This window comes from Acidovorax bellezanensis (assembly GCF_025421555.1).
In the GTDB taxonomy this organism is placed as follows: Bacteria; Pseudomonadota; Gammaproteobacteria; order Burkholderiales; family Burkholderiaceae_C; genus Comamonas; species Comamonas bellezanensis.
The window spans coordinates 138,745-163,892 of record NZ_JAODYH010000014.1 but is presented as its reverse complement, the minus strand read 5'-3'; the positions used below and the strand labels follow the sequence as shown (position 1 = coordinate 163,892).

Genomic DNA, 25,148 nt, shown 5'->3' with positions numbered 1-25,148 from the left:
CGCAGTAGCTGATTCCAGCTGCCCCGGCCTAGTCGCGGCCCGGCCGAAAGCGCTTGCCTGGCAAGCGCTTTCGGCTTTTTTCATATCAACACCTTGCACCGGTAGATGCCCGCATGTCCCAGTCTGTTCGTGAGGCCTATGAGGCCGAATTGCTTGCCAAAGGTTTTCAAAGCGATCCTGCCCAATTGCGCGCCGTCGACGCCTTGCAGCGCTGCGCGGATGAGTGGGCGGCTTACAAAGGCAAGCGTTCGAACGCCCTCAAGAAGCTGATCAACCGCCCGGACATTCCACAAGGCGTCTACATGTACGGTGGGGTGGGGCGCGGCAAGAGCTTTCTGATGGAATGCTTTTTCAATGCCGTGCCGCTCAAACGCAAGGCGCGTCTGCACTTCCATGAATTCATGCGTGAAGTGCACCGCGAACTGGCGGGCCTGCAGGGCGTGCAGGATCCGCTGGACGTGCTGGCGAAGAACATCTCCAAGAAATACAAGCTCATCTGTTTTGACGAGTTCCACGTCGCGGACATCACGGACGCGATGATCCTCTACCGCTTGCTGGTAGCCTTGTTCGACAACGGCGTGGGCTTTGTCACCACCTCGAACTTCGTGCCCGACGGGCTGTACCCGAACGGCCTGCACCGCGACCGCATCCTGCCGGCGATTGCCCTGCTCAACGAGCGCATGGAGATCGTCAACGTGGACAACGGCACGGACTACCGTCGGCGCACGCTGGAAATGGTCAAGCTCTATCACACGCCCTTGGGTCCCGAGGCCGATGCCGCGATGGAGCAGGCCTTCAATCAGCTGGCCGAAGTCCAGGACGAAGATCCGGTGCTGCACATCGAAGCACGTGAAATCCGCGCCCGCCGCCGTGCCGGCGGCGTGGTCTGGTTCGATTTCAAGACGCTGTGCGGCGGGCCGCGTTCGCAAAACGACTATCTGGAAATCGCCACCCAATTCCATACCGTGCTGCTGTCGGGCGTGCCTTTCATGCCGGTGAACATGGCGTCGCCCGCGCGGCGCTTCACCTGGTTGATCGACGTGCTCTACGACCGCCGGGTGAAAATCATCCTCTCGGCCGAAGTGGCTCCCGAGCAGCTCTACACTGAAGGTCCGCTGGCGCACGAGTTTCCGCGCACTGTCTCGCGACTCAACGAGATGCAGTCCCAGGAGTTTCTGGCGCTCGAGCACCGCCTAGTTGATACCAGCCTGACCTGACGCCCATGCCATTGCACTGCCTGCCTTTTTGTCCTGTCCCCGCAGCGGGTTCTGCTGCGCTCCTGCGCCGCCTGCGCCCTGGTCTGGCCGGCTTGGCCATGGGGTTGCTGCTGAGCGCGGGCATGGCCCAGGCGCAGGATGCGGGTCAGACGCGAGAGGCGGCACATGCGGCGCAAGTCGAGCGCGATGCGGTTCGCGCGCGCATTGCGGCCGAGCGCCAAGCCATCCAGCAGCGCCTCAGCCAGCAGGAGAGGGCCTGTTATCAGCGTTTCGCGGTGGAAGACTGCTTGAGGGAAGTGCGCACGCAGGCGCGCCATGAAGACAATGCGCTGCGCCTGCAGGAGCTGAAAATCAACGACATCGAGCGGCGTGAGAAGTCGGCCGCTCGCCTGCGCTCCATCGAGCAAAAAAGCCAGGAGCCACGCTCCAAGGCGCCGGTCGAGGGCAAGACCCGTGGCGCAACGCTTCCTGGCGGAGCGCCGGCCCCTGCACGCACCGCGCAGGATGTGGCCAATGACCAGGCGCTGCACGCGCAACAGGCGCGCGAGCGGGCCCAGACCCTGAGCCAGCGCCAGCAGTCCCATGCCGCGGAGCTGGCACGCAAGCAGAGCACGGAAGTCGAGCGCCGCACGGCCGCGCGCGAGCGCAACGAGGCCAAGCAGCGCCAGGCGCAAGAACACAAGGAACGTCAACAGGCCAAGGCCAAGGCCCAGGAGCAGTCGGACCGGAAAAAGCCGGCACCCCTGCCGCTGCCAGGCCCGGCCACGGTGTCGCCCTAGGGCGCCCGGAAGACGGGGCGGTGCCAGGCCGATTTACAGCGCCTGGATCTTGATGATCGCCAGGGACAGGTTGTCGCCCGCGCCACAGGCACGCAGACGGGCCTGCTGGACCAGGCATTCGGCCGCTTCACGTGGCGGCAGCGCCTGCAGTAACTGCGCCAGTTCGTCGGCATCGAAATAGTGCCAGAGGCCGTCGCTGCAGGCCAGCAGCGTGCTGCCGGGCGCGAGCTTGGCGATATGGTGAGCCGTCGCCGGGGGAGCGGAAGATGACCCCAGGCAGCCGACCAGCACATTGGACTGCGGGTGGTTATGGGCCTGGGCTTCGGTCAGCTCGCCACGGTCGACCAGGGCCTGCACATAGGAGTGGTCCCGGGTCCGGTGCAGCAGCTGTGCGTCCTGGAAATGGTAAATCCGTGAATCGCCGGAATGCACCCAGTGGCATTCTCCGCTGGGCTGGACGATGAAGGCGGCCAGCGTGCTGTGCGGCTCCTGCTCCGCGGCGATGGCCGTCAGCCGGATCACCGTATGCGCTTCATGCACCATGGTCTGCAGCAAAACGGCGGGGTCATCGTGGGCGGGATCGTAGCGCTCGAACAGCTGCTGGCAGGTGAGCATGACCTGATCCGAGGCCTTGCGCCCGCCGCTGAGTCCGCCCATGCCATCGGCGATCACGCCCAGCACGCAGCCATGGATGCGTGCATGGGCAATCAGCAAGACCTGGTCTTGCTGATAGGGCCGGTCGCCCCGGTGAAGGCCAGTCGAGGCGAGAAGGCGAAAAGACGGAGGCATGGAACAATGCGGCCCGTAATGAAGATGGCAGTAACTGCGTGCCAACAGTGTACGCGCATGTTTCCTTCCTGCCTGACCCGTGTGCGACGCCCGCCAAAGGTTCAGCGGCTGGCGAACTCGTTGACGGCCATGCGGTTCAGCGCGGCGCAGACATCGGCCATGCGTCCGGACATCAGGAGCCGACTGCCCTGGCTGCTGGTTTCGTTGCGCAGTATGCGCACGCGGCCCTGGGGGCTGCTGATCAGCGCAGGTTGGCGTAGACCGGGGCGCGCGGCGGTGGCGCCGTTGGCGCACAGCAGCGCAGGGCTGTCCATGCGCTGACGGGCAACGCATGCCCGTTGGGGCAGACTGCCGAAGGCGTCCGCGGCGGGGGAGAACTGGGCAAACAGCCCGTCGTTTTGGGCGTGGCGCGAGAAAGGCAGGGCCTGCAAAGAAAATTGCATGTGATAACTCCAGCAAAGGTACTTGAGCGGCCGTAGCCGTGCTTCGGCTGGGGGCAGCCGAGAGTTGCAGTGCAGAGACCGGCAGGACCCTGCGGGGGGGGGAAAGTGCGCCTGTTACATGAACAGGCTGTTGCGTATCAGGCCTACGGCCAGGCCTTCAATGGCAAAAGGCTCGTCGGGCTTGACGTGGATGATGGGGTAGTCGGGGTTTTCGGGCAGCAGTTCAATGCCGGTGCGCGTGCGGCGCAGGCGCTTGACGGTGACTTCATCGCCCAGGCGCGCGACTACAATCTGGCCGTCGCGGGCTTCACTGCTGGCCTGTACGGCAAGCAAGTCGCCGTCCATGATGCCGGCATCGCGCATGGACATGCCGCGCACCTTGAGCAGATAGTCGGGTTTGGCCTGGAACAGGCCGGGCTCCACCGCATAGGTCTTGTCGATGTGCTCTTGCGCCAGAATGGGCGAGCCGGCGGCCACGCGACCGATCAGGGGCAGCACCAGCGAAGCCATCGCGGCCAGCGGCGATGCAAAACTCGCACCCCGCGAGGCATTGATGTTGCGCACCGTGTCGTGGCACAGGCGGATGCCGCGTGAAGTGCCGCTGACCAGTTCGATCACACCTTTGCGGGCCAGGGCTTTCAAATGCTCCTCGGCGGCGTTGGCTGAGCGAAAGCCCAGCGTACCGGCGATTTCGGCGCGGGTCGGGGGCGCGCCGGTGCGCTCGATGGCAGACTGGATCAAATCCAGAATTTGCTGCTGTCGCGGTGTGAGCTTGGGATGATCGAGCATGGCAGTCCTTGTGCAGATGACAGCTGGCGAAAGCCATCTGTTCTTTTATACAGTGACTGTATTTTTCACCAGTTTTCAAGGAGCCGCAAGTGGGTAAGGCAAAAAATGTGGTGATATTGGCCACAGGGGGCACGATTGCGGGCACGGCGGCCCATTCTTCGCAGTCCGTGGGCTATACGGCAGCGCAATTGGGCGTGGAGCAGTTGCTGGCGGCCGTGCCGGATCTGGCCCAGGTGGCTGGCGGCGGCCTGATCTCCGAGCAGGTGGCCCAGCTCGACAGCAAGGACATGGATGGGCCCACCTGGCGGCATCTGGCGCTGCGCTGCGCGCATTGGCAGGCGCAGGAGGATGTGGCGGCGGTCGTCATCACCCACGGAACCGACACGCTGGAAGAAACCGCCTGGTTCTTGCACGAAGTGCTGCCGGTGTCGACCAAGCCCGTGGTGCTGACCTGCGCCATGCGCCCGGCCACGGCCTTGCTGGCCGATGGGCCGCAGAACCTGCGCGATGCCGTGGCCTGTGCGGTCGATGCCAAGGCATGCGGGGTGCTGGTGGTGGCCGCGGGTCAGGTGCACGGTGCGCGCGCGGTGCGCAAGCAGCACCCTTATCGGCTGGATGCGTTTTCTTCGGGCGAGCAGGGGCCTTTGGGGTGGATGGAAGAGGGCCGGGTGCGCTGGCAGCAGCCCGCGGACATGGGTGGTGCACAGGGCGGGTGTCTGGAGCTGTTGCCGGCTGCGGGCGACTGGCCCTGGGTCGAGCTGGTCAGCAGCCATGCGGGCTGCAACGGCCGCGCCGTCGACGCCCTGGTGGCCCAGGGCGTGCAGGGACTGGTGGTGGCGGCGACGGGCAATGGCACGCTGCACCACGCGCTGGAAGCAGCTTTGCAGCGCGCAATGCGCGCAGGCGTGCCCGTGTGGCTAGGCACACGTTGCAGCGAAGGTCAGTTGGTGGGCTCGCCGGAAACGGCAAGCACCGAGGCCTTGCAGCCCCGGCCGGTGACGCTGTCGCCTGTGAAGGCGCGCATCAGCCTGCAGTTGGCGCTTATCAGCGATCTATAGCGATTGCACAGTCCGCAGCCTCTGCAACCGGTGCGTCCCGACGCAGGGGCACCGAGCAAGGGCCGCCCCGCAGCGACGGTGCCGTCCCCCTCCCGCGAAGCGAGAGAGGGGGAAGCGGCGAAGCCGCACAGGGGGTGCTTTAGTTCTCCAGAGCCGCGAAAGCGCGCGCCGTGATTTCCTCGACCGTACCCATGCCGCTGATGGCGCGGTACTGGGGCGCCTGGGCGGCGTCCCGTTCGGCCCACTGGCGGTAGTAATCCACCAGAGGACGGGTCTGGTCGCTGTAGACCTGCAGGCGCTTTTGCACCGTTTCTTCCTTGTCGTCTTCGCGCTGCACCAGGTCTTCACCCGTCACATCGTCCTTGCCAGCCACCTTGGGTGGGTTGAACTTGACGTGGTAGGTGCGGCCCGAAGCAGGGTGCGAACGGCGGCCGCTCATGCGTTCGATGATGGCGTCAAACGGCACATCGATTTCAAGCACGTAGTCGAGCTTGACGCCCGCGGCCTTCATCGCATCCGCCTGGGGGATGGTGCGTGGGAAGCCGTCGAACAAAAAGCCTTTGGCGCAGTCAGGCTGCTGGATGCGTTCCTTCACCAGACCGATGATCAGGTCATCGCTGACCAGCTGGCCCGCATCCATCACCGCCTTGGCTTGCTGGCCCAGGGGTGTTCCGGCCTTGACGGCGGCACGCAGCATGTCGCCGGTGGAAATTTGCGGGATGCCGTACTTCTGGCAGATGAAAGCAGCCTGTGTGCCTTTGCCGGCGCCGGGAGCGCCCAACAAAATCAGTTTCATGGAAATCCTCGAAGTGTTGAAATTTTTCAGGCGGCGATGGACCGTGCCGGCGTCAGCGCCGGCACGGTCCATGCCGCATTTTTCGCGGCAAGGATAGCACGCACATTCGGCCTTGCCGCCGGTTGCGTTGCTGCCAAGGTGACGACGGCCCTGCGCGCAAAGCGCTGGCGGGACCGGGACAGCGCACCTTGTGGGCATGCTTCCTGCGTTCGCGAATTGTTTCTATTTTCTGTTATTTCTGAAAGTTTTGGCAGAAAACAAGGAAAAGTACCGATTTTGGGCAAGTGCAGCGCCCACGAGTGGGCGTGGGAGCATGCTGTTTCTGCCATCTGCGGTGCGCCTGCGCTCAGCCCAGCAAGGCCCGTACACGCTCCAGATCGGCCGGCGTATCGACGCCAGCGCCGGGCGCATCGTGGGTGATGTGGACCGCGATCTTGTGGCCGTGCCACAGGGCACGCAGCTGTTCCAGCGCTTCCATGGCTTCGGTGGGCGCGGGTGGGAGCAGGGGGAAGCGGCGCAGAAAACCGGCGCGGTAGCTGTAAATGCCCACGTGGCGCAGCGGTGCAAAGCCATCGTGGCCGGCCAGCGCCTGGGGATTGTTCCACCAGGCCTGGGCCGCATGGTCGCGCGCGAAAGGAATCGGCGCGCGGCTGAAATAGTGGGCCAGGCCTTGCGCGTCGCGCACCACCTTGACCACATTCGGGTTCAGGTAGTCTTCGAGGCGGTCGATGGGGTGGGCGGCCGTGCCCATGCTGGCGTCGGGCGTCTGCAGCAGCAGCTGGGCGACGGCGTCGATCAGCTGGGGGTTGATCAAGGGCTCGTCGCCCTGGACGTTGACCACGCAGTCATGGCCGTCCAGACCCAGTTGTTCGCAGGCTTCGGCCAGGCGGTCGCTGCCGCTGGGGTGGTCGGCGCGCGTGAGAATGGCTTGCACGCCATGGGCTTCGCAGGCCTCGACAATGCGTTCGTCGTCCGCCGCCACCACCACTCGCGTGGCCTGACTCAGCAGGGCGCGCTGCGCCACCCGCACCACCATGGGCAGGCCGGCGATATCGGCCAGCGGCTTGTCAGGCAGGCGGCTCGACGCCATGCGCGCCGGAATCAGTACCGTGAAGCCGCTGCTGGTGAACAGCGCGGGCGTGGCGTGGGGGTGGACGTCGGCCGTCATGCGTCGAGTTCCTCGTCGCTCAAGGTGCGGGCTTCGTTTTCCAGCAGGATGGGCATGCCGTCACGCACGGGATAGGCCAGACGTGCGCTGCGCGAAACCAGTTCCTGGCGCTCGCGGTCATAGGTCAGAGGGCCCTTGGTCACGGGGCAGACGAGCAGTTCGAGGAATTTGGCGTCCATGGCGGTAGGGAATTGGGAATCAGTGTTTCGATGATAGTGAGAGTGCCTGCTCCAGTGCAGGGAAAAATCCCTGTTCGATGGAGAGTTCGAGCGGCACAGCCCAGGCTTCGGGATGCAGGGGCCAGAGCTTGACCGCGTCCTTTTCAGTGCAAATCAAGGCTTTGGCTTCGGGGCTCATGCCTTGCCAGCTCTCAAAATTATAGTGATCCGGCAAGGCCTCGGCCGTGGCAAGTGTCAGGCCCTGGGCCTGCAGCATGGCAAAAAAATGTTCGGGCCGGGCGACAGCCGCCAGCGCATGCAGGGGCAGGCCGCGCAGCGCGCTCAAATCCAGGCGTTCACCGCGCGCGTTGTGGGCATGGGTCGCGAGCCGGCGTTGCAGCGCAAAGGCCGGCGCCGGGCCGGCGGGACGTGGCCCGGCGTGCAGCACCAGGTCCACGGCCCGGGGCCAGGGCTCGCGCAGCGGGCCGGCCGGCAGCAAAAAGCCATTGCCCGTGCCTTCGTCGTTGAAGACGCAGATTTCCACATCGCGCGCCAGGGCCAGATGCTGTAGTCCGTCGTCGCAGACGATGACCTGGGTGGCGGGGTACTGGGCGCGCAGCGCACGCACGGCGGCGATGCGCTCGCGGGCCACGAATACCGGCACGCCGCTGGCGCGGGCCAGCAGCGCGGGCTCGTCGCCCACGTCCTGGGCGCGGCTGTCGGGAAGGGCTTGGCGGCAGTCCTGGGTGCTGCGGCCGTAGCCGCGCGAGACGATGCCGGCGGCGATGCCGCGTTGCTGCAGATGGCGCACCACGGCCAGCGTGACCGGCGTCTTGCCCGCGCCGCCGGCAATCACATTGCCGACCACGATGACGGGAATGCCGGCCGACGCCTGGCGCAGCAGGCCCCCGGCATACAAGGCCTGGCGCAGGCCTACCAGCGCGCCATACAGCAGCGAGACGGGCCACAGCGCCCAGGCCAGGGCGCCGCGGTGGCGCCAGGCGGCACGCAGGCCGTGCGAATCAGAGGGTGTCGCCATGGGCAGACAGCGCCGCTCAGCGCCGCGCCTTGCCCGTCGCCTGGGTCGCAAACGTGATTTGCGCCAGGCCCGCGCGGCGGGCCGCTTCCATCACCGAAATCACCGCCTGGTGCGGGGCGGTGGCGTCGGCGCTGATGATCAGCACGCTGTCCGGCTGGCTTTGGGCCAGGGCAGAGAGGCCCTGGGTCAGGGCCGTGACGCTGGTGTCGGCCAGGGCGGCCTTGTTGATCGCATAGCGGCCGTCGGCGGCTACGGCGACGATGATTTCCTTGGGACGATTGCGCTGCTGCTCGGCGTCGGCGACCGGCAAGGTCAGCTGCAATTCGGTGAATTTGCTGTAGGTGGTCGACAGCATCAGGAAGATCAGGACCACCAGCAGCACGTCAATGAACGGGATCAGATTGATCTCGGGTTCGTCGCGGTGGCGGGGGCGAAAGTTCATCAGGCAGGCCTAGGTTGCAGGGACCGGGAGGGGCAGGGCGTGGGGCAGGGGGCGCCCCATGCTGGGCTTACTTGCGCAGCCGGCCCAGATGGCGCACGAATTGTTCGGCCGACAGCTCCAGCGTCAGCAGATATTCGTCGATCCGCGCGCGGAAGTAGCGCCAGAAGATCAGCGCCGGAATCGCCACGATCAGGCCGAAGGCCGTGTTGTACAGGGCGATGGAGATGCCGCGGGCGAGCTGGGCCGGATCGCCTCCACCCGTGGTCTGGCTGGCGCCTTGCGAGCCGAAGATTTCGATCATGCCGATCACCGTGCCCAGCAGGCCCAGCAGCGGGGCGGCGGAAGCGATGGTGGCCAGCGCGCTGAGGTATTTTTCCAGCTGGTGGGCGGCAGCGCGGCCCGCGCCTTCGACGGCGGCGCGCAGCTCTTCCTCGGAGGCACTGGGGTGGGCGTGCAGCGTGCGCAGGCCGCTGGCCAGCACTTCACCCAGTACGGAATTCTGTGCCAGTTGCTGCACCACATCGCCCGGAGGCAGACCTTTGGCCGAGACGGCCAGGGCTTCGTTCAGCAATTGCGGCGGCGCGACCCTCGCGGTCTTCAAGGCGACAAAACGTTCAAAAACCAGGGCCAGGGCCAGGATGGAGCAGGCAATCAGCGGCCAGATTGGCCAGCCCGCGGCTTGTATGATCGACAGCAATTACTCTCTCCACGCAGAAGGTGCAGTCCGGGATTATGGCCCAGGCGCTGCCTGCCCAGGCACAAAGCTTGGCGGCCGGGAGAGCACGGCGGTATTTTTAGAAAGTTTTGAGTCCTATGTACGATTTTTCCGAGCCCGCCCAGGCCACGGTCTGGGAGGTGGGCGCGCTGTGCCGGGCCGTGGCTGACGCGCTGCAGGCGCGCTTCAATCCGGTCACGGTGCGCGGTGAAATCACCGGATTTTCGCGCGCCGCCAGCGGCCACTGCTATTTCAGCATCAAGGATGCGCAGGGCCAGATCCGCTGCGCCATGTTCCGCCGCGCGGCCGTGCTGCTTGATTTTTCGCCGCGCGATGGTGAATTGGTCGAGCTGCGCGGCAAGCTGGGCGTGTACGAGCAGCGCGGCGACCTGCAACTGATCGTCGACAGCCTGCAGCGCGCGGGCCAGGGCGCCTGGTTCGAGCAGTTTCTGCGCCTCAAGGCCCAGTTGCAGGCCGAAGGCCTGTTTGATGCCCAGCGCAAGCGCGCGCTGCCCGCCATGCCCCGGGGCATTGGCCTGGTGACATCGCTGGGCGCGGCGGCGCTGCACGATGTGGTGACGGCGCTGCGCCGGCGCGTGCCGCATATCCCGGTGGTGCTGGTGCCGGCGCTGGTGCAGGGCGCGACGGCGCCGCAGTCGCTGCGCGATGCGCTGAGCCGGCTGTACCGGATGGCCGGGGAGGGCGCGCCGGGTCCGCAGATCGACGTGATCCTGCTGGTGCGCGGCGGGGGCTCGATCGAAGACCTCTGGGCCTTCAACGACGAACAGCTCGCGCGGCTGATCGTGCAAAGCCCGGTGCCGCTGATCAGCGGCGTGGGCCATGAAACCGATTTCACCATTGCCGACTTCTGCGCCGATCTGCGCGCGCCCACGCCCACGGCGGCGGCCGAGCTGGTGTCGCTGCCGCGCGAGAACTGGCTGGCGGCGCTGGACCAGGGCGCGCAGCGCGTGCAGGCTGCCGCTCAGCGCCACCTGGACCGCCACCAGCAGCGCCTGGACCATGCGGCCCAGCGCCTGGGCCGGCCTTCGGGCCAGCTGCACCGCAATCAGCAGCAGCTCGCGCGCAGCGCGCAGCGCCTGCGCCACGCGATGCAACTGGCTTTGCAGCAGCGGCGCCAGCAGCAGCAGCAGCTCGCGCGGCAGATGCCGCAAGGCCTGGAGCGCGGGCTGGAGTGGCAGCAGCGGCGGCTCGAACGCGCGGCGCTGCGCCTGGAATTGCTCGATCCGCGCCAGGCCTTGCAGCGCGGCTATGCCTTGCTCACCGATGCCCAGGGCCGGGCCGTGACGCGCGTCGCGCAGGCCCGCCCGGGCGACGCCTTGCGCGCATCGCTGTCGGACGGCGACATCGACGTCACCGTGACCCAGCCGCGGTTGTTGTAGCGCAATTGGGGCTGAAACTGTCGGACGCAGGCCAAACATCACAGCAACGGCGGGCTTTGCGGCGGCAAATGGCGCGCGCGGCCCGCGGTTCTTCCTACAATGTCTGCCGTGAGGGCGATGTGCTGCGAGTCAGCGCAGCGGGTCCCCATCAGCGTGCGAGCCGACCGGCCTTTGTCCGGCTTTTGTCAATTCAAACCACCACGAGGAAACACCATGGAACATACCCTGCCACCCCTGCCTTACGCCATTGACGCCCTGGCACCCAACTACAGCCAGGAAACGCTGGAATACCACCACGGCAAGCACCACAACGCTTACGTTGTGAACCTGAACAACCTGCAAAAGGGCACGGAATTCGAATCCATGACCCTGGAAGAGATCATCAAGCGCTCTTCCGGCGGCATCTACAACAATGCAGCCCAGATCTGGAACCACACGTTCTTCTGGAACTGCATGACCCCCAACGGCGGCGGCGAACCCACCGGCGCGTTGGCTGAAGCCATCAACAAGAAGTGGGGCAGCTACGCCTCCTTCAAGGAAGCTTTCGTCAAGTCGGCCGTGGGCAACTTCGGTTCGGGCTGGACCTGGCTGGTGAAGAAGGCCGACGGCTCGGTCGACATCGTCAACACCGGCGCTGCCGGCACGCCCCTGACGACGGAAGACAAGGCCCTGATGACCGTGGACGTGTGGGAACACGCCTACTACATCGACTACCGCAATGCCCGTCCCAAGTTTGTCGAGACTTTCCTCGACAAGCTGGTGAACTGGAAGTTTGCCCAGGCCAATTTCGCCTGATAGCGGACCGGCAGCGTGCGTAGTGCGCTGCCCATCCCCGGGACCCGAAGAGCGATCTTCGGGTTTTTTTTCGTCTGCAAGCTACCGACGCCGGCTGTTACGCCATTCAGGGCAACAGGGGTTTACCATGAGGTCCGGGGTTTGTACCGTCAGGGAAAGCGTCCAAAAACCCCAAGTCTTATAGAAGACATGAAAAAAACCCCTCCGCTCGGGTTAGAATTTTTGCATTGTGAGAACCCGTTGCAAAAATTCGGAACAGGGTCTTCTCCGTGCGTTCAGATCACCTCCTGGGCTGCACAAGAAGCAACTGGCCGGCGGCATGACCACCCTTTTTACTACCTGAGACAAAGATGAGCACCCAGCAATCCACCATCATCTACACCTTGACCGATGAAGCGCCCCGCCTGGCGACCAGCGCTTTTCTGCCCATCGTGCGCACGTTCACGGCGCCCGCGGGCGTCAATGTCGAAACCTGCGACATCTCGGTGGCGGCACGTATCCTGGGCGAGTTCCCCGAATACCTGACCGAAGAACAAAAGGTCCCGAACAATCTGGCTGAGCTGGGTCGTCTGACGCTGCTGCCCGAAACCAACATCATCAAGCTGCCCAACATCAGCGCTTCGGTGCACCAGTTGGTCAGCGCGATCAAGGAACTGCAGGCCAAGGGCTATGCCGTGCCGGATTTCCCGGAAGACCCGAAGACGGACGAAGAAAAGGCCATCCTCAAGCGCTACTCCAAGTGCCTGGGCAGCGCCGTGAACCCCGTGCTGCGTGAAGGCAATTCCGACCGCCGCGCTCCGGCTGCCGTGAAGAACTACGCACGCAAGAACCCGCACAGCATGGGTGAGTGGAGCATGGCTTCGCGCAGCCACGTGGCGCACATGACGCACGGCGACTTCTACCACGGTGAAAAGTCGATGACGCTGGACCGCGCGCGCGACGTGAAGATGGAACTCGTGACAGCCAGCGGCAAGACCGTGGTGCTCAAGCCCAAGGTCTCCTTGCTGGCCGGCGAAATCATCGACAGCATGTTCATGAGCAAGAAGGCGCTGTGCGACTTCTATGAGTACCAGTTCGAAGACGCGCGCAAGACCGGCGTGATGCTGTCGCTGCACGTCAAGGCAACGATGATGAAGGTCTCGCACCCCATCGTCTTCGGTCACGCCGTGCGCATCTTCTACAAGGAAGCGTTCGAGAAGCACGGCAAGCTGTTCGACGAGCTGGGCGTGAACGTCAACAACGGCATGGTCAACCTGTACGACAAGATCGCCACGTTGCCGACCTCGAAGAAAGAGGAAATCATCCGCGACCTGCACGCCTGCCACGAGCACCGTCCCGAGCTGGCCATGGTCGATTCGGCCAAGGGCATCACCAACCTGCATGCGCCCAACGACGTGATCGTCGACGCGTCCATGCCGGCGATGATCCGCATCGGCGGCAAGATGTGGGGTGCCGACGGCAAGCCCAAGGACACCAAGGCGGTGATCCCCGAGTCGACCTTTGCCCGCATCTACCAGGAAGTCATCAACTTCTGCAAGACCAACGGCAACTTCGACCCCGTGACCATGGGCACCGTGCCCAATGTGGGTCTGATGGCCCAGCAGGCCGAAGAATACGGCTCGCACGACAAGACGTTTGAAGTCGCCGAAGCTGGCGTGGCCAACATCGTCGACCTGGCAACGGGCGAAGTGCTGCTGTCGCAGAACGTCGAAGCCGGCGACATCTGGCGCATGTGCCAGGTCAAGGATGCTCCCATCCGCGACTGGGTCAAGCTGGCCGTGACGCGCGCACGCAATTCGGGCATGCCCGCCGTGTTCTGGCTGGATCCGTACCGTCCGCACGAAGCCGAGCTGATCAAGAAAGTGGAAACCTACCTCAAGGACCACGACACCAGCGGCCTGGACATCCAGATCATGTCGCAAGTGCGCGCCATGCGTTACACGCTCGAGCGCGTGATCCGCGGCCAGGACACCATCTCGGTGACCGGCAACATCCTGCGCGACTACCTGACCGACCTGTTCCCCATCATGGAACTGGGCACCAGCGCCAAGATGCTGTCCATCGTGCCTTTGATGGCCGGTGGCGGCATGTACGAAACCGGTGCTGGCGGCTCGGCCCCCAAGCACGTGCAGCAGCTGGTGGAAGAAAACCACCTGCGCTGGGATTCGCTGGGCGAGTTCCTGGCACTGGCCGTGTCGCTGGAAGACATGGGCATCAAGAACGGCAACAGCAAGGCCAAGATCGTGGCCAAGACGCTGGACGAAGCCACGGGCAAACTGTTGGACAATAACAAGAACCCATCGCCCAAGACCGGTCAGCTCGACAACCGCGGCAGCCAGTTCTACCTGGCCCTGTACTGGGCCCAGGCGCTGGCAGCGCAGACCGAAGACGCCGAACTGGCAGCCCAGTTCGCGCCTCTGGCCAAGCAACTGGCGGATAACGAGAAGACCATCGTGGCCGAACTGCTGGCCGTGCAAGGCAAGCCGGTCGACATCGGTGGTTACTACCAGCCCGACGTGGCCAAGCTGGATGCAGTCATGCGCCCCAGCAGCACGCTGAACGCAGCGCTCGCAGCAGCGCAGGCCTGATGCCGCGCGCCCCGCTTGCGGGGCGTGTGCTGAATGCAAAAAAGGCCGGTGGCCTCCGAAAGGAGCCACCGGCCTTTTTGCGTGCGCGCTTGCTCAGCGGCTGCTGAAGGGCGCGCCGACAAGCTTGGCGCCCGCGCGGATGTTCTTTTGCGCAAACCAGCCCTGGTTCATCTCCAGCACGAAGCGTACGGGCTTGGCCGAGCAGTGCGAGGTCTCGTCCAGCGGCTTCATGTCGACCAGGTTGACGATGGTGCCGTCATCGGCGACGAAAGCGGCCGTCAGCGGCAGCAAGGTGTTCTTCATCCAGAAACACTGCACGGCCGGTTGCTCGAAGACAAACAGCATGCCTTCGTGCGGCGGCATCTGCTGGCGGTGCATCAGGCCGATCTGGCGTTCGCCCGGCGATTGCGCGACCTGGGCGTCGATGCGGAACATGCCGGCGCGCAGCTCTACGCGCGGCAACTGCAGTTGGGGGCCATCGCCCTGGGCATGGGCCGTGGGAGCGGTGCCGCCGAGCACAGCCACCAGGCTGAGGGCGGCCAGCAGGGCAGGGCGACGCTGCATGCAGGCGGATCGCAGTTGTTGGAAGCGGGCGGAAAAAGCGGGCATGGCGTGGAGAGATTCAGACGATGCGTGGATGAAAAAAAATGCGGCTGCGCAGGTCTGAGATTACCGCAGTCTGCCGCAGGCCGCGGCCGTCTGGCTGGCCGGCGCAAGCCATGCGCCATTCTGGTGCAAACTGGCCGGGCTTTGGCCCTAAAATCGTGGAGCTGTTCCCCACGCCCTCAAAGCTGCCTGCCGACCAGATGCAGCGTTCCCACCGGAGAAGTTTGTCAATGACCCGCTACCAGCATATCCAGGTGCCTGCCCAAGGCCAGAAGATCACGGTCAATGCCGACATGTCGCTGAACGTGCCGGACGAGCCCATCATTCCTTATATCGAAGGCGATGGCACGGGGCGCGACATCACGCCGGTGATGCTCAAGGTGGTGAACGCCGCCGTGGCCAAGGCCTATGGCGGCGCGAAGAAGATCCACTGGATGGAAGTCTTCGCGGGCGAGAAGTCGACCCGCATCTACGGCCCCGACGTATGGCTGCCCGAGGAAACGATGGAAGTGCTGCGTGACTACGTGGTGTCCATCAAGGGGCCGCTGACAACGCCCGTGGGCAAGGGCATCCGTTCGCTCAATGTCGCCTTGCGCCAGGAGCTGGACCTGTATGTCTGTCTGCGGCCGGTGCAGTACTTCAAGGGCGTGCCTTCGCCGCTCAAGGAGCCCGAGAAGACCTCCATGGTGGTTTTCCGCGAAAACTCGGAAGACATCTATGCCGGCATCGAATACGAAGCCTGCAGCGACAAGGCCAAGAAGCTGATCGACTTTCTGGTCAAGGAAATGGGCGTCAAGAAGATCCGCTTCCCCGACACTTCGGGCATTGGCATCAAGCCCGTGTCCATCGAAGGCACGGAGCGGCTGGTGCGCAAGGCCATCCAGTACGCCATCGACAACAACAAGCCCAGCGTGACTCTCGTGCACAAGGGCAACATCATGAAGTTCACCGAAGGGGGCTTCCGCGACTGGGGTTATGCCTTGGCGCAAAAGGAATTCGGCGCCCAGCCCATAGACGGCGGGCCATGGTGCAAGTTCAAGAACCCGAAGACCGGCAAGGACATCGTCATCAAGGACTCGATCACCGATGCCTTCCTGCAGCAGATCCTGCTGCGTCCGGCCGAGTATTCGGTGGTGGCCACGCTCAACCTCAATGGCGACTACATCTCCGACGCCCTGGCGGCCCAGGTCGGCGGCATCGGCATCGCGCCGGGCGCCAATATGTCGGACTCGGTGGCCTGCTTCGAAGCCACCCACGGCACGGCGCCCAAGTACGCCGGCAAGGACTATGTGAACCCGGGTTCGGAAATCCTGTCCGCCGAAATGATGCTGCGCCACATGGGCTGGACCAAGGCGGCCGACCTGATCATTTCCTCCTTGGAAAAGGCAATCCTCAGCAAGCAGGTGACCTACGACTTCGCGCGCATGATGGACGGCGCGATCCAGGTCTCGTGCTCGGGCTTTGGCGAGGTCATGATCCAGCAGATGGATTGATGGATCAGCAGGTTCCATAGCGTCCCAGATCAAAGCCCCGCCTCTCTGTAGGCGGGGCTTTTTTCTTGTTAGATGTCGCATGGTGTTGCGTGAGTGACCGGCTCCATGGCTCCAACAAGGGCCGTCTCATGGAGCCATTGGAATGCCAGCGCAACGACACGTCAACTACAGCCTCAAGCCTTCAGTTATCAATGCAGCCAAACGGTGGGACAAGCCGTTTGTTCTGACAGATGGGGGAGGCCTGTACATAGAGGTCTTGCCAGGCGGCTCCAAGGTGTGGCGCTATTCGTTCCGCCTGGCAGGGAAGCGGCCGAAGTTGACCATCGGCCCGTATCCACAGATTGGGATTGCTCAGGCGCGCGACATTCATGAGGGCATGCGGGCTCTTGTCGGGCAAGGCATCGACCCGGCCCAGGAGAAAAAAGCCCAAGAGGAAGAAAGAGGCGAACAGGTGCGGCGCAGTGTGACGTTTCGCAATTTTTCGCTGATCTGGGTCGCGGAGACGCAGACGCATCTGTCAATGAACTACCGCATGCAGAGCATCCGGTTCCTGGATTCCTATATTTGCCCGGAGATCGGGGATATGGTCTTGGGCGATGTGAAGCCGCGCAATGTGCTGGCCATCTTGGAGAAGTACAAGACAACCCCCACGACAGCGGACCGCTGCCGGTCAATCATCCAGCAGATCTATAACTTCGCCATTCGAAAGCTGCTGCTGGACACAAACCCGGCGACGCCATTGCGCGGGGCCATCGTTGTCCCGCCGAAAACGCACCACCGCCATTTGAGCGAAAAGGAACTTGCCGTTTTCTGGAAAACGCTCGAAAAGCAGAGATCGGCCACGGTCATCACAACATATGCAGTCAAGCTGCTGATGCTGACCATGGTGCGCAAGTCTGAGTTGCGACTGTCAAAGTGGGTGGAGTTTGATTTGAAGGAGGGGCGCTGGGATATTCCAGCGGATCGCATGAAGATGCGCCTGCCTCATCGCGTGTGGCTGCCTCGCCAGGCCGTGGAGCTTTTGGTGCTGCTGCAAAAGATCACAGGCCATGGTGAGTACTTGTTCCCAACGCGGTTCGTCGGCGCGGGCGGCCAGCCGATCAGCGAAACGACGCTGAACCATTTGTTCAAGCGCCTGGATTTTGGTGTGCCGGGGTTTTCCCCGCACGGGACAAGAAGCACTGCCGCCACGCTTTTGCGCGAGCATGGCTTTGCGAAAGATGTTGTGGAGCTGCTGTTGGCGCACACGGAGCGCGACCAGTCGGCCGCAGCATATTCCCACATGGAGCTTGCAGCGGAGCGCAGGAGAGCGCTGCAATTCCTTGCCGACAAGATTGATGAGCTCACTTCAGAGCCGCAGGGAGCGCTAGCGCACGCACCTGCTCAATAGGCCACACAGGGGTCCCGGCGAGCTGCAAGGCCTCAGGGGCTTTGCCACTGGTCACCCAGCGATGCCATGTGCTCCGAGTAATCGGCAGAATGCCAGGGCGGCCAGTTTTGGAGTTGCGGCAGATATCTGAGACTCGCAGCAGAGCGCCTTCGGGGTATTGGGTCATAGTGTTTCACTCGTAAAAATGCCCGCTTGCTGGGCGGGCTGGTCAAAGTCGGGGATGGGTGCGCGCTTGTCGGGGCGCTGCCGTTTGCGGCGGCTCATTGGGTGGGCTTCTTCCTGGCCTCGGCCTCGATGCCTCGGGCGAAGCGCCGCGGCCAGTCTGGCGATTCATGGAAGTGCGTTTCGTCGTCAATTTCTTGGATTCGCTCGTCCGTCAATGGGGCGTACTCCGGCGCGGCCTTGAGCTGACGCGCAGCCCACTTCACCCGTCGCAGAACCTCCGGCTCGCCCTCAACGTCCGGCCAGTCGGCGCCGAAGCATGCGGCTACGGCGCCGATGGCGGATAGCTGGGCTTCAAGTGCGTTGACTTGCGCTCGATAGGCATCAATGACGCGGATGTTGTAGTTATGCCCGGACTCCAGCTCTGCGATGCGGGCGTGCTGTTGATCCAGCAGGTCGGCCGCGGCGTTGGCACCCAGGCGATCGCGCAGCAGGGCGGGGAGGTGCAGGGCTTGGGGTTGTGGCGCGCAGCCGCTTGCCTCTGGCGACGGGCACTGCCATTGGCCCAGGCCGCAGGCTTCGGCATCGTGGCAGCGCAGGGCTGGGGTAGGTTGCGTCATCGTTTTAGCTCCGTTTATTTGATGCGGATAGTTCGGCCCGTGCGTGGCGTTGTCGGTCATGGTCATGCCGCAGTCCTCAAGAATGAAAAAGCCCGCTGGTGCGGGCTGGTGGATAGACTATTAATGTCGGCCTCATGCCGGCTTAACGAAAGGCGGTGCCGGAATGACTCTTCGCATCACAGAAGCCGGGCTGGCAACAGCCGACGTCAAGTTCGTCAACGAAGTGCTGGTAGCAGCACCAGGAAACACTGAGTCAGGAATTACCGTCTATAAGAGGAAACTGCTTGCCCCATTCGTTGGCCAACATGCCGAGGTCGCAGTGGCTCCATATCACCAACTGATCGTTGAGGTTGATGATCCGGAAGACCCTGACACCCAGGACCGAATTCGCATGAAAGTCCAAAACCGCATGCTGGCTAAACCCTGATTGAGGCAGTGTTGCCCGCAACCATTTCCGATATTGAGTAAGGCTGACTCAATGCCGCAGGGCAGGCCTTCGCCTTCCTCGATCTGGGTGGGCGCCGATGCGCCACAGCTGCAGTAGCTATCGGGAATGCCAGCGGCAGGGAGAATGCGTCGCGCTTCATGGGCGTCCTTAGAAATGAAAAAGCCCGCTCAAGGCGGGCTGTGTGGGGTAGATAGGGTGATCAAAGCCTGCGATGCAGGCTGCAGTCTTTCAGGCGAAAGGTGGTACTTGCGATGGGGCATCGCAAGTACGCTCAAGTGGCAATGGCAGATATCGACCCGTAGCTGCCGCTCGCAAGGTCGCTAGCCAACGCCTGCCTTGCAGCGATTGCTGTCGGTCGACGTCGATGAGCGAGATCACCATGGCTGTTACTTTGCAGTCGCTCGACCCGAAGTCTCGGGCTTCACCGAACGACTGCGGTACGAGTAAGGCCACAGCAGTGCTTACTCGAACCCAATAAAGCGCAGTGATGGCTTTACACAACGTCGCATCGAGCGCTCAGACCTTGAAGGGCCAAGTCGCTCAACGCTTTAGCTGGTGCGGCACAGCCTTTGGCGATGATGTGGACGTTCATGCCGCTCGCTTGAGGAGACAGGGCGGTGTGGGTGATGCAGTGCTGAGTCATCATGCCGGTGAGGTAGATATCGGTGATCCCTGCTTCGTGCACGATTTGCTCCAAATTTGTTTTGAAGAAACTGTCGGCCTCACTCTTTACAACGATGGGCGCATCACCCAACGCGGTGGCAATGGCGCTGTGGGTTTTCACGCCTTCAGTGTCGGACTTGAAAGCGGGGGCGTCTGGAGAATTGACGTGCTGCACCCCTACCACCAGCCAACCATCACATTTCGCTTTTTCAATGGCCTCCACTGCACCTTTGCAAGCCTCGTCGGCATTTTCCAGTGTGAATGCTCCACCAGGAAAGTAATCATTCTGAATATCTATAACGATAAGCGCGTTTTTCATTGGGTGTCCTTCTGTAGGTTTGAGGAGGTTAGAGAAGCTACCTAAGCTTTTAGGCAGCTTTATTTCTTTAGAACTTCATCACCTCACCGTCTTCAGGAATCATCACCCGCTCCTGAATTTTGTTCACTTGCACAAATTCACGCAATTCCTTGCGGCTGAGTGACATGTGGTTCACCGCATCCATGTGCACGGCCACGATCGCTGCATTGGGTGCTGCCTTAGTGGCTTGTAGTGCGTCTTGCTTGCCCATGATGATGGGATGCTCCTCCCAGCCCGTCATGAGCGCGCTCCCCGTGTTGAGAATCACCACGTCTGGCTTGTGCTGCTTCAGCGCCTGATCCACTTCCGGGCGCCATACCGTGTCACCAGCCACGTAAACGGTTTTGGCCTTGGGAGCAGAAAACACAACCCCCATGACGGGTCCCATCGCCTCAGAACGTGCGGGGTCTGCAAACCACAAATCACTGCCATGCTGGCCGCCGGTTTTGCTCAGCTTTACGCCGTTGAAAGTTGTGCTGCCCTTGAGGACGCGCACATCCTTAAAGCCTTGAGCACGAATTGTTTTGGCATCTACTTCGTTTTGCACAAACACTGGCATGTTCTTGGGAATCTGCTTTTGCGCGGCTTCATCCCAGTGATCAGTGTGGGTGTGGGTCACAACGACGGCTTCGACGCTTTTCAATACGTCATCAGCCGAGAAAGGTAGTTCTACCAATGGGTTGCGCAACTCGCTACGGTAGGTGCCTTCAAAGCCCGAGAACCCACCCTTGGGTGAGAGCATGGGATCGACCAGGAACGTGGTGCCAGAGAAGTCGATCTTGACGGTAGCGTTTCGAATTTGCTGGACTTTGACGGCGTTCGCCACAGAAGCGGTCGCTGTCGAGGCGCTTGTGCCCGAGTAAGCTGCGCCGCTGGCGACGAGCATCGCGATGCCACTCAGAGCGACGGCGTTGCGCAGAGGGTTGAAGACTTTCATGTGATTTTTCCTTTCAATAACTTGCTGATTGCGCGCAATGGAGATTCCGTTTGTGCGTTGGGGTCAATTTTGCGGATTGGCTTGGATTCGCGCCATTGGCCCAAATGACAACATTAGATAAAATCGGGCCAATTTGCAGCCATCGCCACTGGAGACTCTATGAAGCCCGTCCGTGTAGCAGTCCTTGCTTTCGAGGGCGTCAGCCTTTTTCATCTCTCGGTGCCGGGCATCGTGTTCGGCGTAACGCCTGCACCTACTGGACTACCACCGTACGAAGTGCGCTACTGCGCGCCGACTCCTGGCCGCGTTCGCTGCGACCAGGGTATGGAAATTGAGGTGCCCGGAGGCCTTGGTGCTATGGACAACGCTGACATCGTCATCGTCCCGGCCTGGAACCATCCAGAAAACGCTGCACCAGCAGTTTTGTCGAACGCACTGAGACAGGCCCATGCCCGCGGCGCACAGGTTGTTGGCCTGTGCCTAGGCGCCTTTGTACTGGGTGATGCTGGCTTGTTGGACGAACGCCGCGCGACAACCCATTGGGCCTGTCGCGAGCTTTTCGCCAAACGTTTTCCCAGAGCTAACTTTCTGCCTGATGTGCTCTATGTGGATGACGGCAATGTCATTACGTCCGCCGGGACAGTTGCTGCGATTGATTGCTGCCTGAACCTCGTGCGTCAGCGTCACGGCGCTGACGTTGCCAACCGCGTAGCGAGGTTGCTGGTGACACCGCCACACCGCCAGGGCGGACAGGCGCAATACATCGAGCAGCCGGTGCCTTCGCTGCCCAGCGAAAGCCGTTTACCGGGCGTTCTGGAATGGGCGCGCGAGCATCTGTCGGAGCCGCTGTCACTGGATGTATTGGCCGAAGTAGCGCGCATGAGCCGGCGAACCTTTACCCGGCGTTTTCGTGAGGCCACGGGAATGACATTCGTCAAGTGGCTAGCTGCCGAACGTATCGCAAGAGCGCAGCTGCTGCTGGAAACTACGGATTTGCCGATTGAGCAGATTGCGACGGAGGTGGGATTTGGCTCTGCATTGTCCCTGCGTCAGCACTTTGCGGGCCAACTGCACACCTCACCATCTGCATACAGGCGGCTCTTTTGTGAAGGCCAACACGGCACTTCTGACTAAAAGTGCTCGGTTCTGGAAGACTGCTTTGCCGATAGTAGGTATACGACCTGTCAACGGCAGCAATATGTCTTGAAGCAGTCCTTTGGTAAGTGATGGTGAAAGACTGCAATTGGCCGGTAGGCGTCAGTGCCCGCAGGGCAGGCCCTGGCCTTCTTCCAGGTGGGCAGGAGCTTCGGCGCCGCAGCTGCCGCAGCGCTTGGCTGGCGCTGCTTGCGTGGCAGGCCCCGGAAACGAAACAGCCCGCGGCGGCGGGCTGGTGTTTGTTGATTTGCCGACCCCGCATCGGCGGGCCAGCTCGCAAAGTCATTGCGCAAGCTCTGGCGGCGTGTGTTCTCGCTCGGCTTTGGTGATGTGGGGCCGGTGATCCAGCTTGCAGCTTTGAACTACGTGCGTTGCCTCGCCCAGGCGCAGGGGGATCTCCCCCTGTCTGCTCACACCTGTTGAAGCTCAACATTCACTTGCCGACTTCGTGCCCAATGACACCACCGACTGCGGCACCACCGACGGCTCCGACTGCACTGCCTCCGGTCAGGATGGAGCCGCCAATGGCACCCGCACCTGCCCCGATGGCCGTGTTCCTCTCGCGCTGGGTCATTCCGCTGCACCCGGCCATGGCCAAGAGCATGACGGCAATGACTGCACTGGATGCAAATTTTTGCTGCGTTTTCATGGGATTACCTCTTAAAAAAATCAAATCCAAACTCATTACTTTCTCTGTGACGAATGAGCTGTGTCAGTACTTCGGCGCTGGCGCTGGCGCTGGCGCTGGCGTTGGCTCTGGGGCCGGTGGCGTCACGATGACCGTGGCACCTTCGCCAGGCTTGCCCATGGCACCTTTTTCGCCTTCAGCGCCCGGGCTACCCTGTGCCCCTGTCGCGCCTTGTGGACCTGCGGGACCGGGAGCGGGAGCAGGAGCAGCGGGAGCGGGCACATTGACCACCGTAGGCCTGTCACAAGCCGCCAAACCCAACGTGGCAACCAACATCGGTATCAAAATCAAATGTTTCATGGGGAGTCCTTCGAGGTGGCAGAAATCACGACAAGGATGACTCCGGGAGCCATCCACCATCCAGTTATCACAGGCGCCGACCTTGAATGACGCGAATGAGGATCACCACAACGGTGATGACCAGCAGAATGTGAATAAGTCCACCCATGGTGTAGGACGTGACAAGGCCAAGGAGCCAGAGGGCCACCAGGATGATTGCAAGGGTTTCAAGCATTTTTTCTCCTTTTGCCTTGCGGCCGTGAGCTGAAGTTCAAAGCTCTCCGCAACGGGTGTGTTGTCTCTTTTCCTTCAGTCTCCTCTTGGTCGGGCCGGCTGTCTGTTCGGTTGCGCACAAAGCGCCGTCAATCGTTGAATCGCCTTGCCAGGCCTGCCAATGGATATCCCGAACGGATACGCCCTCGAGACTGAGCGGCGTCACACCTGAACCGGCCGACCGGGCACGCATTCAACTCAGAAGCTTGGCGTAAGCCTGACGGTCGGCAGCGTAGCAACTGCAAGCCGCCTCTTCGAGCCCACTTCGGTCCAGGACCGTCACGTGGCCGCGGTGGTATTCGATCAGTCCTTTGCGTTGCAGGCTGCCGGCCGCGGCAGTGATGCCAACCCGACGCACGCCGAGCATGTAAGAGAGAAATTCGTGCGTGACACGAAAGCTGTCTGCATGGGCACGATCCTGACTCATCAGCAGCCAGCGAGCCAGCCGGGGGTTGATCAGGTGAAAGCGCAGGCACACTGCCGACGACGCCATCTGGGTCATCAACACATACACATAACGGCTGAGGAGACGTTGCAGCGGAGCGTTGAGCACCAACTCTGCGCGAAATGCTTTGGCACCCATGCGCCAAGCCGCCCCCGGGCCTTGCACGACCGCCCGCAGGGGCGTGGTCGAAACGCCCAGTGCCAGTTGCGTGCCCAACATCCCTTCACGGCCGACCATGCCAACTTCCACTCCCGGATGTCCCTCGACCGGGGCGATCAATGAAATGAAACCCTCGATGGGAAAGTAGACGTCGGCTGTCGGCGCTCCAGACTCGCAAAGCACTTCCGCCAGAACCAGTGAGACCGGCTCGCAGTGGGCCAAGAAATGCAGACGCTCCTTGCGTGGAAGCAACTCAATGAGGTGATTCTCGATGGCCATCTGGCGGCACTCCGGTTGGTTTTTGCCCGTCCAAGGGCCTGGGCATGGCGTAGAGGCACCGCCAGCAACTCTGCTGTTGAATGCTGTTCGCTATTCGGTGAAGTTTGCGCGTGGCGTAACAGCATGACTGTCTGTCAGCGCACATAGCAGGCCCTTGCTTGCCCACCAAAACGGACCATTACCCCAGAGTGCCGACCCACCCGGCTCTGCTAATGCCCCGCTGTCTCTGAACCTGTTCAAGGTCTCAGGTTTGGCAGGCTATGTCGCCGCCTTGTCGGGGAGCAACCGGTCGTACTCCTTCTTGACCACCGCATAGCACTCGCAGGTGCGTTTTTCCAAGCCTTCACGATCCAGCACCGAAATGCGGCCGCGCGCATACTGGATGAACCCTGCGGACTGCAATTTCAGCGCGGCCTCGGTCACCCCTTCACGCCGAACCCCGAGCATGTTGGCAATCAGTTCCTGGGTCATCACAAGTTCACTGCCCCGCAGACGATCAAGGCTCAGCAACAGCCAACGGCACAGTTGCTGATCCAGCGAATGATGGCGATTGCACACGGCCGTTTGCGCCATCTGCGTGATGAGCGCCTGGGTGTAGCGCAGCAGCAGGTGCAGCACCGGACCGCCCCGGTCAAACTCGTCCTTCATGACCTGCGCTTTCAGGCGAAAGCCCACCCCAGCGCTTTGCACCACGCCACGACTGGGCGTGGATCCGCCGCCCATGAAGAGTGAAATCCCGACAACCCCTTCGTTCCCGATTACGGCTATCTCGGCCGATCCGCCATCTTCCATCACGTACAGCAGCGAGACGATGGCGGTGATCGGAAAAAACACATGCGTCATGGTGCTGCCGGACTCATACAGCACCTGGCCCAGTGTCAAATCAACCAGTTCCAAATGAGTGCGCCAGTGCTCAAACTCGGCTGCTGGCAGCGCCGCCAGCAGGTGATTCTCTTTGGGTTGAAAAGAAACAGCCATCACAAACTCCTGCGCGGATTCGAGTCAAAAACAGCACCG

General features: G+C 62.5%; 27 protein-coding genes. 10 read left to right on the top strand and 17 right to left on the bottom strand.

Features of this window, described 5'->3' with window-relative positions:
* Positions 1 to 113: 113 nt before the first annotated feature.
* Complete coding sequence (gene zapE, locus N0K08_RS20710; RefSeq protein ID WP_261502304.1) at positions 114 to 1,217, top strand: cell division protein ZapE; 1,104 nt, start codon at positions 114 to 116, stop codon at positions 1,215 to 1,217.
* A 98-nt stretch (positions 1,218 to 1,315) separates the two neighbouring features.
* The gene (locus N0K08_RS20705; RefSeq protein WP_261502303.1) at positions 1,316 to 1,996 is read left to right on the top strand and encodes a hypothetical protein; all 681 of its coding nucleotides are present in this window, start codon (positions 1,316 to 1,318) and stop codon (positions 1,994 to 1,996) included.
* 33 nt (positions 1,997 to 2,029) lie between these two features.
* Here N0K08_RS20705 and N0K08_RS20700 read toward each other — a convergent pair whose 3' ends face one another.
* From N0K08_RS20700 to lexA, 3 genes are all read right to left on the bottom strand, one after another.
* Positions 2,030 to 2,785 carry a PP2C family protein-serine/threonine phosphatase gene (locus tag N0K08_RS20700; protein WP_261502302.1) on the bottom strand — a complete coding sequence of 252 codons (756 nt, stop codon included), beginning with the start codon at positions 2,783 to 2,785 and terminating at the stop codon, positions 2,030 to 2,032.
* Between the two features lie 101 nt (positions 2,786 to 2,886).
* A complete protein-coding gene (locus tag N0K08_RS20695; protein ID WP_261502301.1) occupies positions 2,887 to 3,228 on the bottom strand; it encodes a hypothetical protein in 342 nt (113 codons plus the stop codon).
* A gap of 114 nt (positions 3,229 to 3,342) precedes the next feature.
* Positions 3,343 to 4,017 (bottom strand): transcriptional repressor LexA, encoded by a 675-nt coding sequence (lexA, locus tag N0K08_RS20690; protein WP_261502300.1) that lies wholly within the window; start codon positions 4,015 to 4,017, stop codon positions 3,343 to 3,345.
* An 89-nt stretch (positions 4,018 to 4,106) separates the two neighbouring features.
* On the opposite strand from lexA, the gene N0K08_RS20685 reads away from it, so the two are divergent.
* Positions 4,107 to 5,075, top strand: coding sequence for an asparaginase (locus N0K08_RS20685; RefSeq protein ID WP_261502299.1), 969 nt, complete (start codon positions 4,107 to 4,109; stop codon positions 5,073 to 5,075).
* Between the two features lie 139 nt (positions 5,076 to 5,214).
* Here the strand turns inward: N0K08_RS20685 and adk are convergent, their stop codons facing one another.
* The 6 genes from adk to N0K08_RS20655 all read right to left on the bottom strand — a co-directional run bounded on the left by adk (position 5,215) and on the right by N0K08_RS20655 (position 9,375).
* Positions 5,215 to 5,871, bottom strand: a complete 657-nt coding sequence (gene adk / locus N0K08_RS20680) for an adenylate kinase (RefSeq protein ID WP_261502298.1) — start codon at positions 5,869 to 5,871, stop codon at positions 5,215 to 5,217.
* A gap of 346 nt (positions 5,872 to 6,217) precedes the next feature.
* Positions 6,218 to 7,039, bottom strand: a complete 822-nt coding sequence (gene kdsB / locus N0K08_RS20675; protein ID WP_261502297.1) for a 3-deoxy-manno-octulosonate cytidylyltransferase — start codon at positions 7,037 to 7,039, stop codon at positions 6,218 to 6,220.
* Positions 7,036 to 7,218 (bottom strand): Trm112 family protein, encoded by a 183-nt coding sequence (locus N0K08_RS20670; protein WP_261502295.1) that lies wholly within the window; start codon positions 7,216 to 7,218, stop codon positions 7,036 to 7,038. Before N0K08_RS20670 ends, kdsB begins: the two co-directional genes overlap by 4 nt.
* Positions 7,219 to 7,237: 19 nt before the next feature.
* Positions 7,238 to 8,236 carry a tetraacyldisaccharide 4'-kinase gene (gene lpxK / locus N0K08_RS20665; RefSeq protein WP_261502294.1) on the bottom strand — a complete coding sequence of 333 codons (999 nt, stop codon included), beginning with the start codon at positions 8,234 to 8,236 and terminating at the stop codon, positions 7,238 to 7,240.
* Between the two features lie 16 nt (positions 8,237 to 8,252).
* On the bottom strand, positions 8,253 to 8,678 hold the full coding sequence (locus N0K08_RS20660) for an ExbD/TolR family protein (RefSeq protein WP_261502293.1): 426 nt from the start codon (positions 8,676 to 8,678) through the stop codon (positions 8,253 to 8,255).
* A gap of 67 nt (positions 8,679 to 8,745) precedes the next feature.
* Positions 8,746 to 9,375 carry a MotA/TolQ/ExbB proton channel family protein gene (locus tag N0K08_RS20655; protein WP_261502292.1) on the bottom strand — a complete coding sequence of 210 codons (630 nt, stop codon included), beginning with the start codon at positions 9,373 to 9,375 and terminating at the stop codon, positions 8,746 to 8,748.
* Between the two features lie 116 nt (positions 9,376 to 9,491).
* On the opposite strand from N0K08_RS20655, the gene xseA reads away from it, so the two are divergent.
* The 3 genes from xseA (at position 9,492) to N0K08_RS20640 (ending at position 14,176) form a co-directional block, all read left to right on the top strand.
* Positions 9,492 to 10,793 (top strand): exodeoxyribonuclease VII large subunit, encoded by a 1,302-nt coding sequence (xseA, locus tag N0K08_RS20650; RefSeq protein ID WP_261502291.1) that lies wholly within the window; start codon positions 9,492 to 9,494, stop codon positions 10,791 to 10,793.
* Positions 10,794 to 11,006: 213 nt separating this feature from the next.
* The gene (locus N0K08_RS20645; RefSeq protein WP_261502290.1) at positions 11,007 to 11,588 is read left to right on the top strand and encodes a Fe-Mn family superoxide dismutase; all 582 of its coding nucleotides are present in this window, start codon (positions 11,007 to 11,009) and stop codon (positions 11,586 to 11,588) included.
* 350 nt (positions 11,589 to 11,938) lie between these two features.
* Positions 11,939 to 14,176 (top strand): NADP-dependent isocitrate dehydrogenase, encoded by a 2,238-nt coding sequence (locus N0K08_RS20640; RefSeq protein WP_261502289.1) that lies wholly within the window; start codon positions 11,939 to 11,941, stop codon positions 14,174 to 14,176.
* Between the two features lie 93 nt (positions 14,177 to 14,269).
* On the opposite strand, the gene N0K08_RS20635 is transcribed toward N0K08_RS20640, so the two are convergent.
* Positions 14,270 to 14,740 carry a DUF192 domain-containing protein gene (locus tag N0K08_RS20635; RefSeq protein WP_261502288.1) on the bottom strand — a complete coding sequence of 157 codons (471 nt, stop codon included), beginning with the start codon at positions 14,738 to 14,740 and terminating at the stop codon, positions 14,270 to 14,272.
* 272 nt (positions 14,741 to 15,012) lie between these two features.
* Here N0K08_RS20635 and icd point away from each other — a divergent pair, with 272 nt between their 5' ends.
* Together icd and N0K08_RS20625 are read left to right on the top strand one after the other, a co-directional pair.
* Positions 15,013 to 16,275, top strand: coding sequence for an NADP-dependent isocitrate dehydrogenase (gene icd, locus N0K08_RS20630; RefSeq protein ID WP_261502287.1), 1,263 nt, complete (start codon positions 15,013 to 15,015; stop codon positions 16,273 to 16,275).
* A 142-nt stretch (positions 16,276 to 16,417) separates the two neighbouring features.
* The gene (locus tag N0K08_RS20625) at positions 16,418 to 17,665 is read left to right on the top strand and encodes a tyrosine-type recombinase/integrase (RefSeq protein ID WP_261502286.1); all 1,248 of its coding nucleotides are present in this window, start codon (positions 16,418 to 16,420) and stop codon (positions 17,663 to 17,665) included.
* A 260-nt stretch (positions 17,666 to 17,925) separates the two neighbouring features.
* Here the strand turns inward: N0K08_RS20625 and N0K08_RS20620 are convergent, their stop codons facing one another.
* Complete coding sequence (locus N0K08_RS20620; protein WP_261502285.1) at positions 17,926 to 18,513, bottom strand: hypothetical protein; 588 nt, start codon at positions 18,511 to 18,513, stop codon at positions 17,926 to 17,928.
* Positions 18,514 to 18,610: 97 nt separating this feature from the next.
* Here N0K08_RS20620 and N0K08_RS20615 point away from each other — a divergent pair, with 97 nt between their 5' ends.
* On the top strand, positions 18,611 to 18,874 hold the full coding sequence (locus N0K08_RS20615) for a hypothetical protein (protein ID WP_261502284.1): 264 nt from the start codon (positions 18,611 to 18,613) through the stop codon (positions 18,872 to 18,874).
* Positions 18,875 to 19,388: 514 nt separating this feature from the next.
* On the opposite strand, the gene N0K08_RS20610 is transcribed toward N0K08_RS20615, so the two are convergent.
* Both N0K08_RS20610 and N0K08_RS20605 read right to left on the bottom strand, forming a co-directional pair.
* Positions 19,389 to 19,877 carry an isochorismatase family protein gene (locus tag N0K08_RS20610; protein ID WP_261502283.1) on the bottom strand — a complete coding sequence of 163 codons (489 nt, stop codon included), beginning with the start codon at positions 19,875 to 19,877 and terminating at the stop codon, positions 19,389 to 19,391.
* 67 nt (positions 19,878 to 19,944) lie between these two features.
* Entirely contained in the window at positions 19,945 to 20,853 is a 909-nt protein-coding gene (locus tag N0K08_RS20605; protein WP_261502282.1) for an MBL fold metallo-hydrolase, read from the bottom strand.
* Positions 20,854 to 21,012: 159 nt separating this feature from the next.
* Here N0K08_RS20605 and N0K08_RS20600 point away from each other — a divergent pair, with 159 nt between their 5' ends.
* A complete protein-coding gene (locus N0K08_RS20600; RefSeq protein WP_261502281.1) occupies positions 21,013 to 21,987 on the top strand; it encodes a GlxA family transcriptional regulator in 975 nt (324 codons plus the stop codon).
* Positions 21,988 to 22,441: 454 nt separating this feature from the next.
* Here the strand turns inward: N0K08_RS20600 and N0K08_RS20595 are convergent, their stop codons facing one another.
* The 4 genes from N0K08_RS20595 to N0K08_RS20580 all read right to left on the bottom strand — a co-directional run bounded on the left by N0K08_RS20595 (position 22,442) and on the right by N0K08_RS20580 (position 25,109).
* Complete coding sequence (locus tag N0K08_RS20595) at positions 22,442 to 22,657, bottom strand: glycine zipper 2TM domain-containing protein (RefSeq protein WP_261502280.1); 216 nt, start codon at positions 22,655 to 22,657, stop codon at positions 22,442 to 22,444.
* Between the two features lie 406 nt (positions 22,658 to 23,063).
* On the bottom strand, positions 23,064 to 23,210 hold the full coding sequence (locus tag N0K08_RS20590; RefSeq protein ID WP_261502279.1) for a lmo0937 family membrane protein: 147 nt from the start codon (positions 23,208 to 23,210) through the stop codon (positions 23,064 to 23,066).
* A 231-nt stretch (positions 23,211 to 23,441) separates the two neighbouring features.
* On the bottom strand, positions 23,442 to 24,131 hold the full coding sequence (locus N0K08_RS20585) for a Crp/Fnr family transcriptional regulator (protein ID WP_261502278.1): 690 nt from the start codon (positions 24,129 to 24,131) through the stop codon (positions 23,442 to 23,444).
* A 258-nt stretch (positions 24,132 to 24,389) separates the two neighbouring features.
* Positions 24,390 to 25,109 (bottom strand): Crp/Fnr family transcriptional regulator, encoded by a 720-nt coding sequence (locus tag N0K08_RS20580; RefSeq protein WP_261502277.1) that lies wholly within the window; start codon positions 25,107 to 25,109, stop codon positions 24,390 to 24,392.
* Positions 25,110 to 25,148 lie beyond the last annotated feature (39 nt).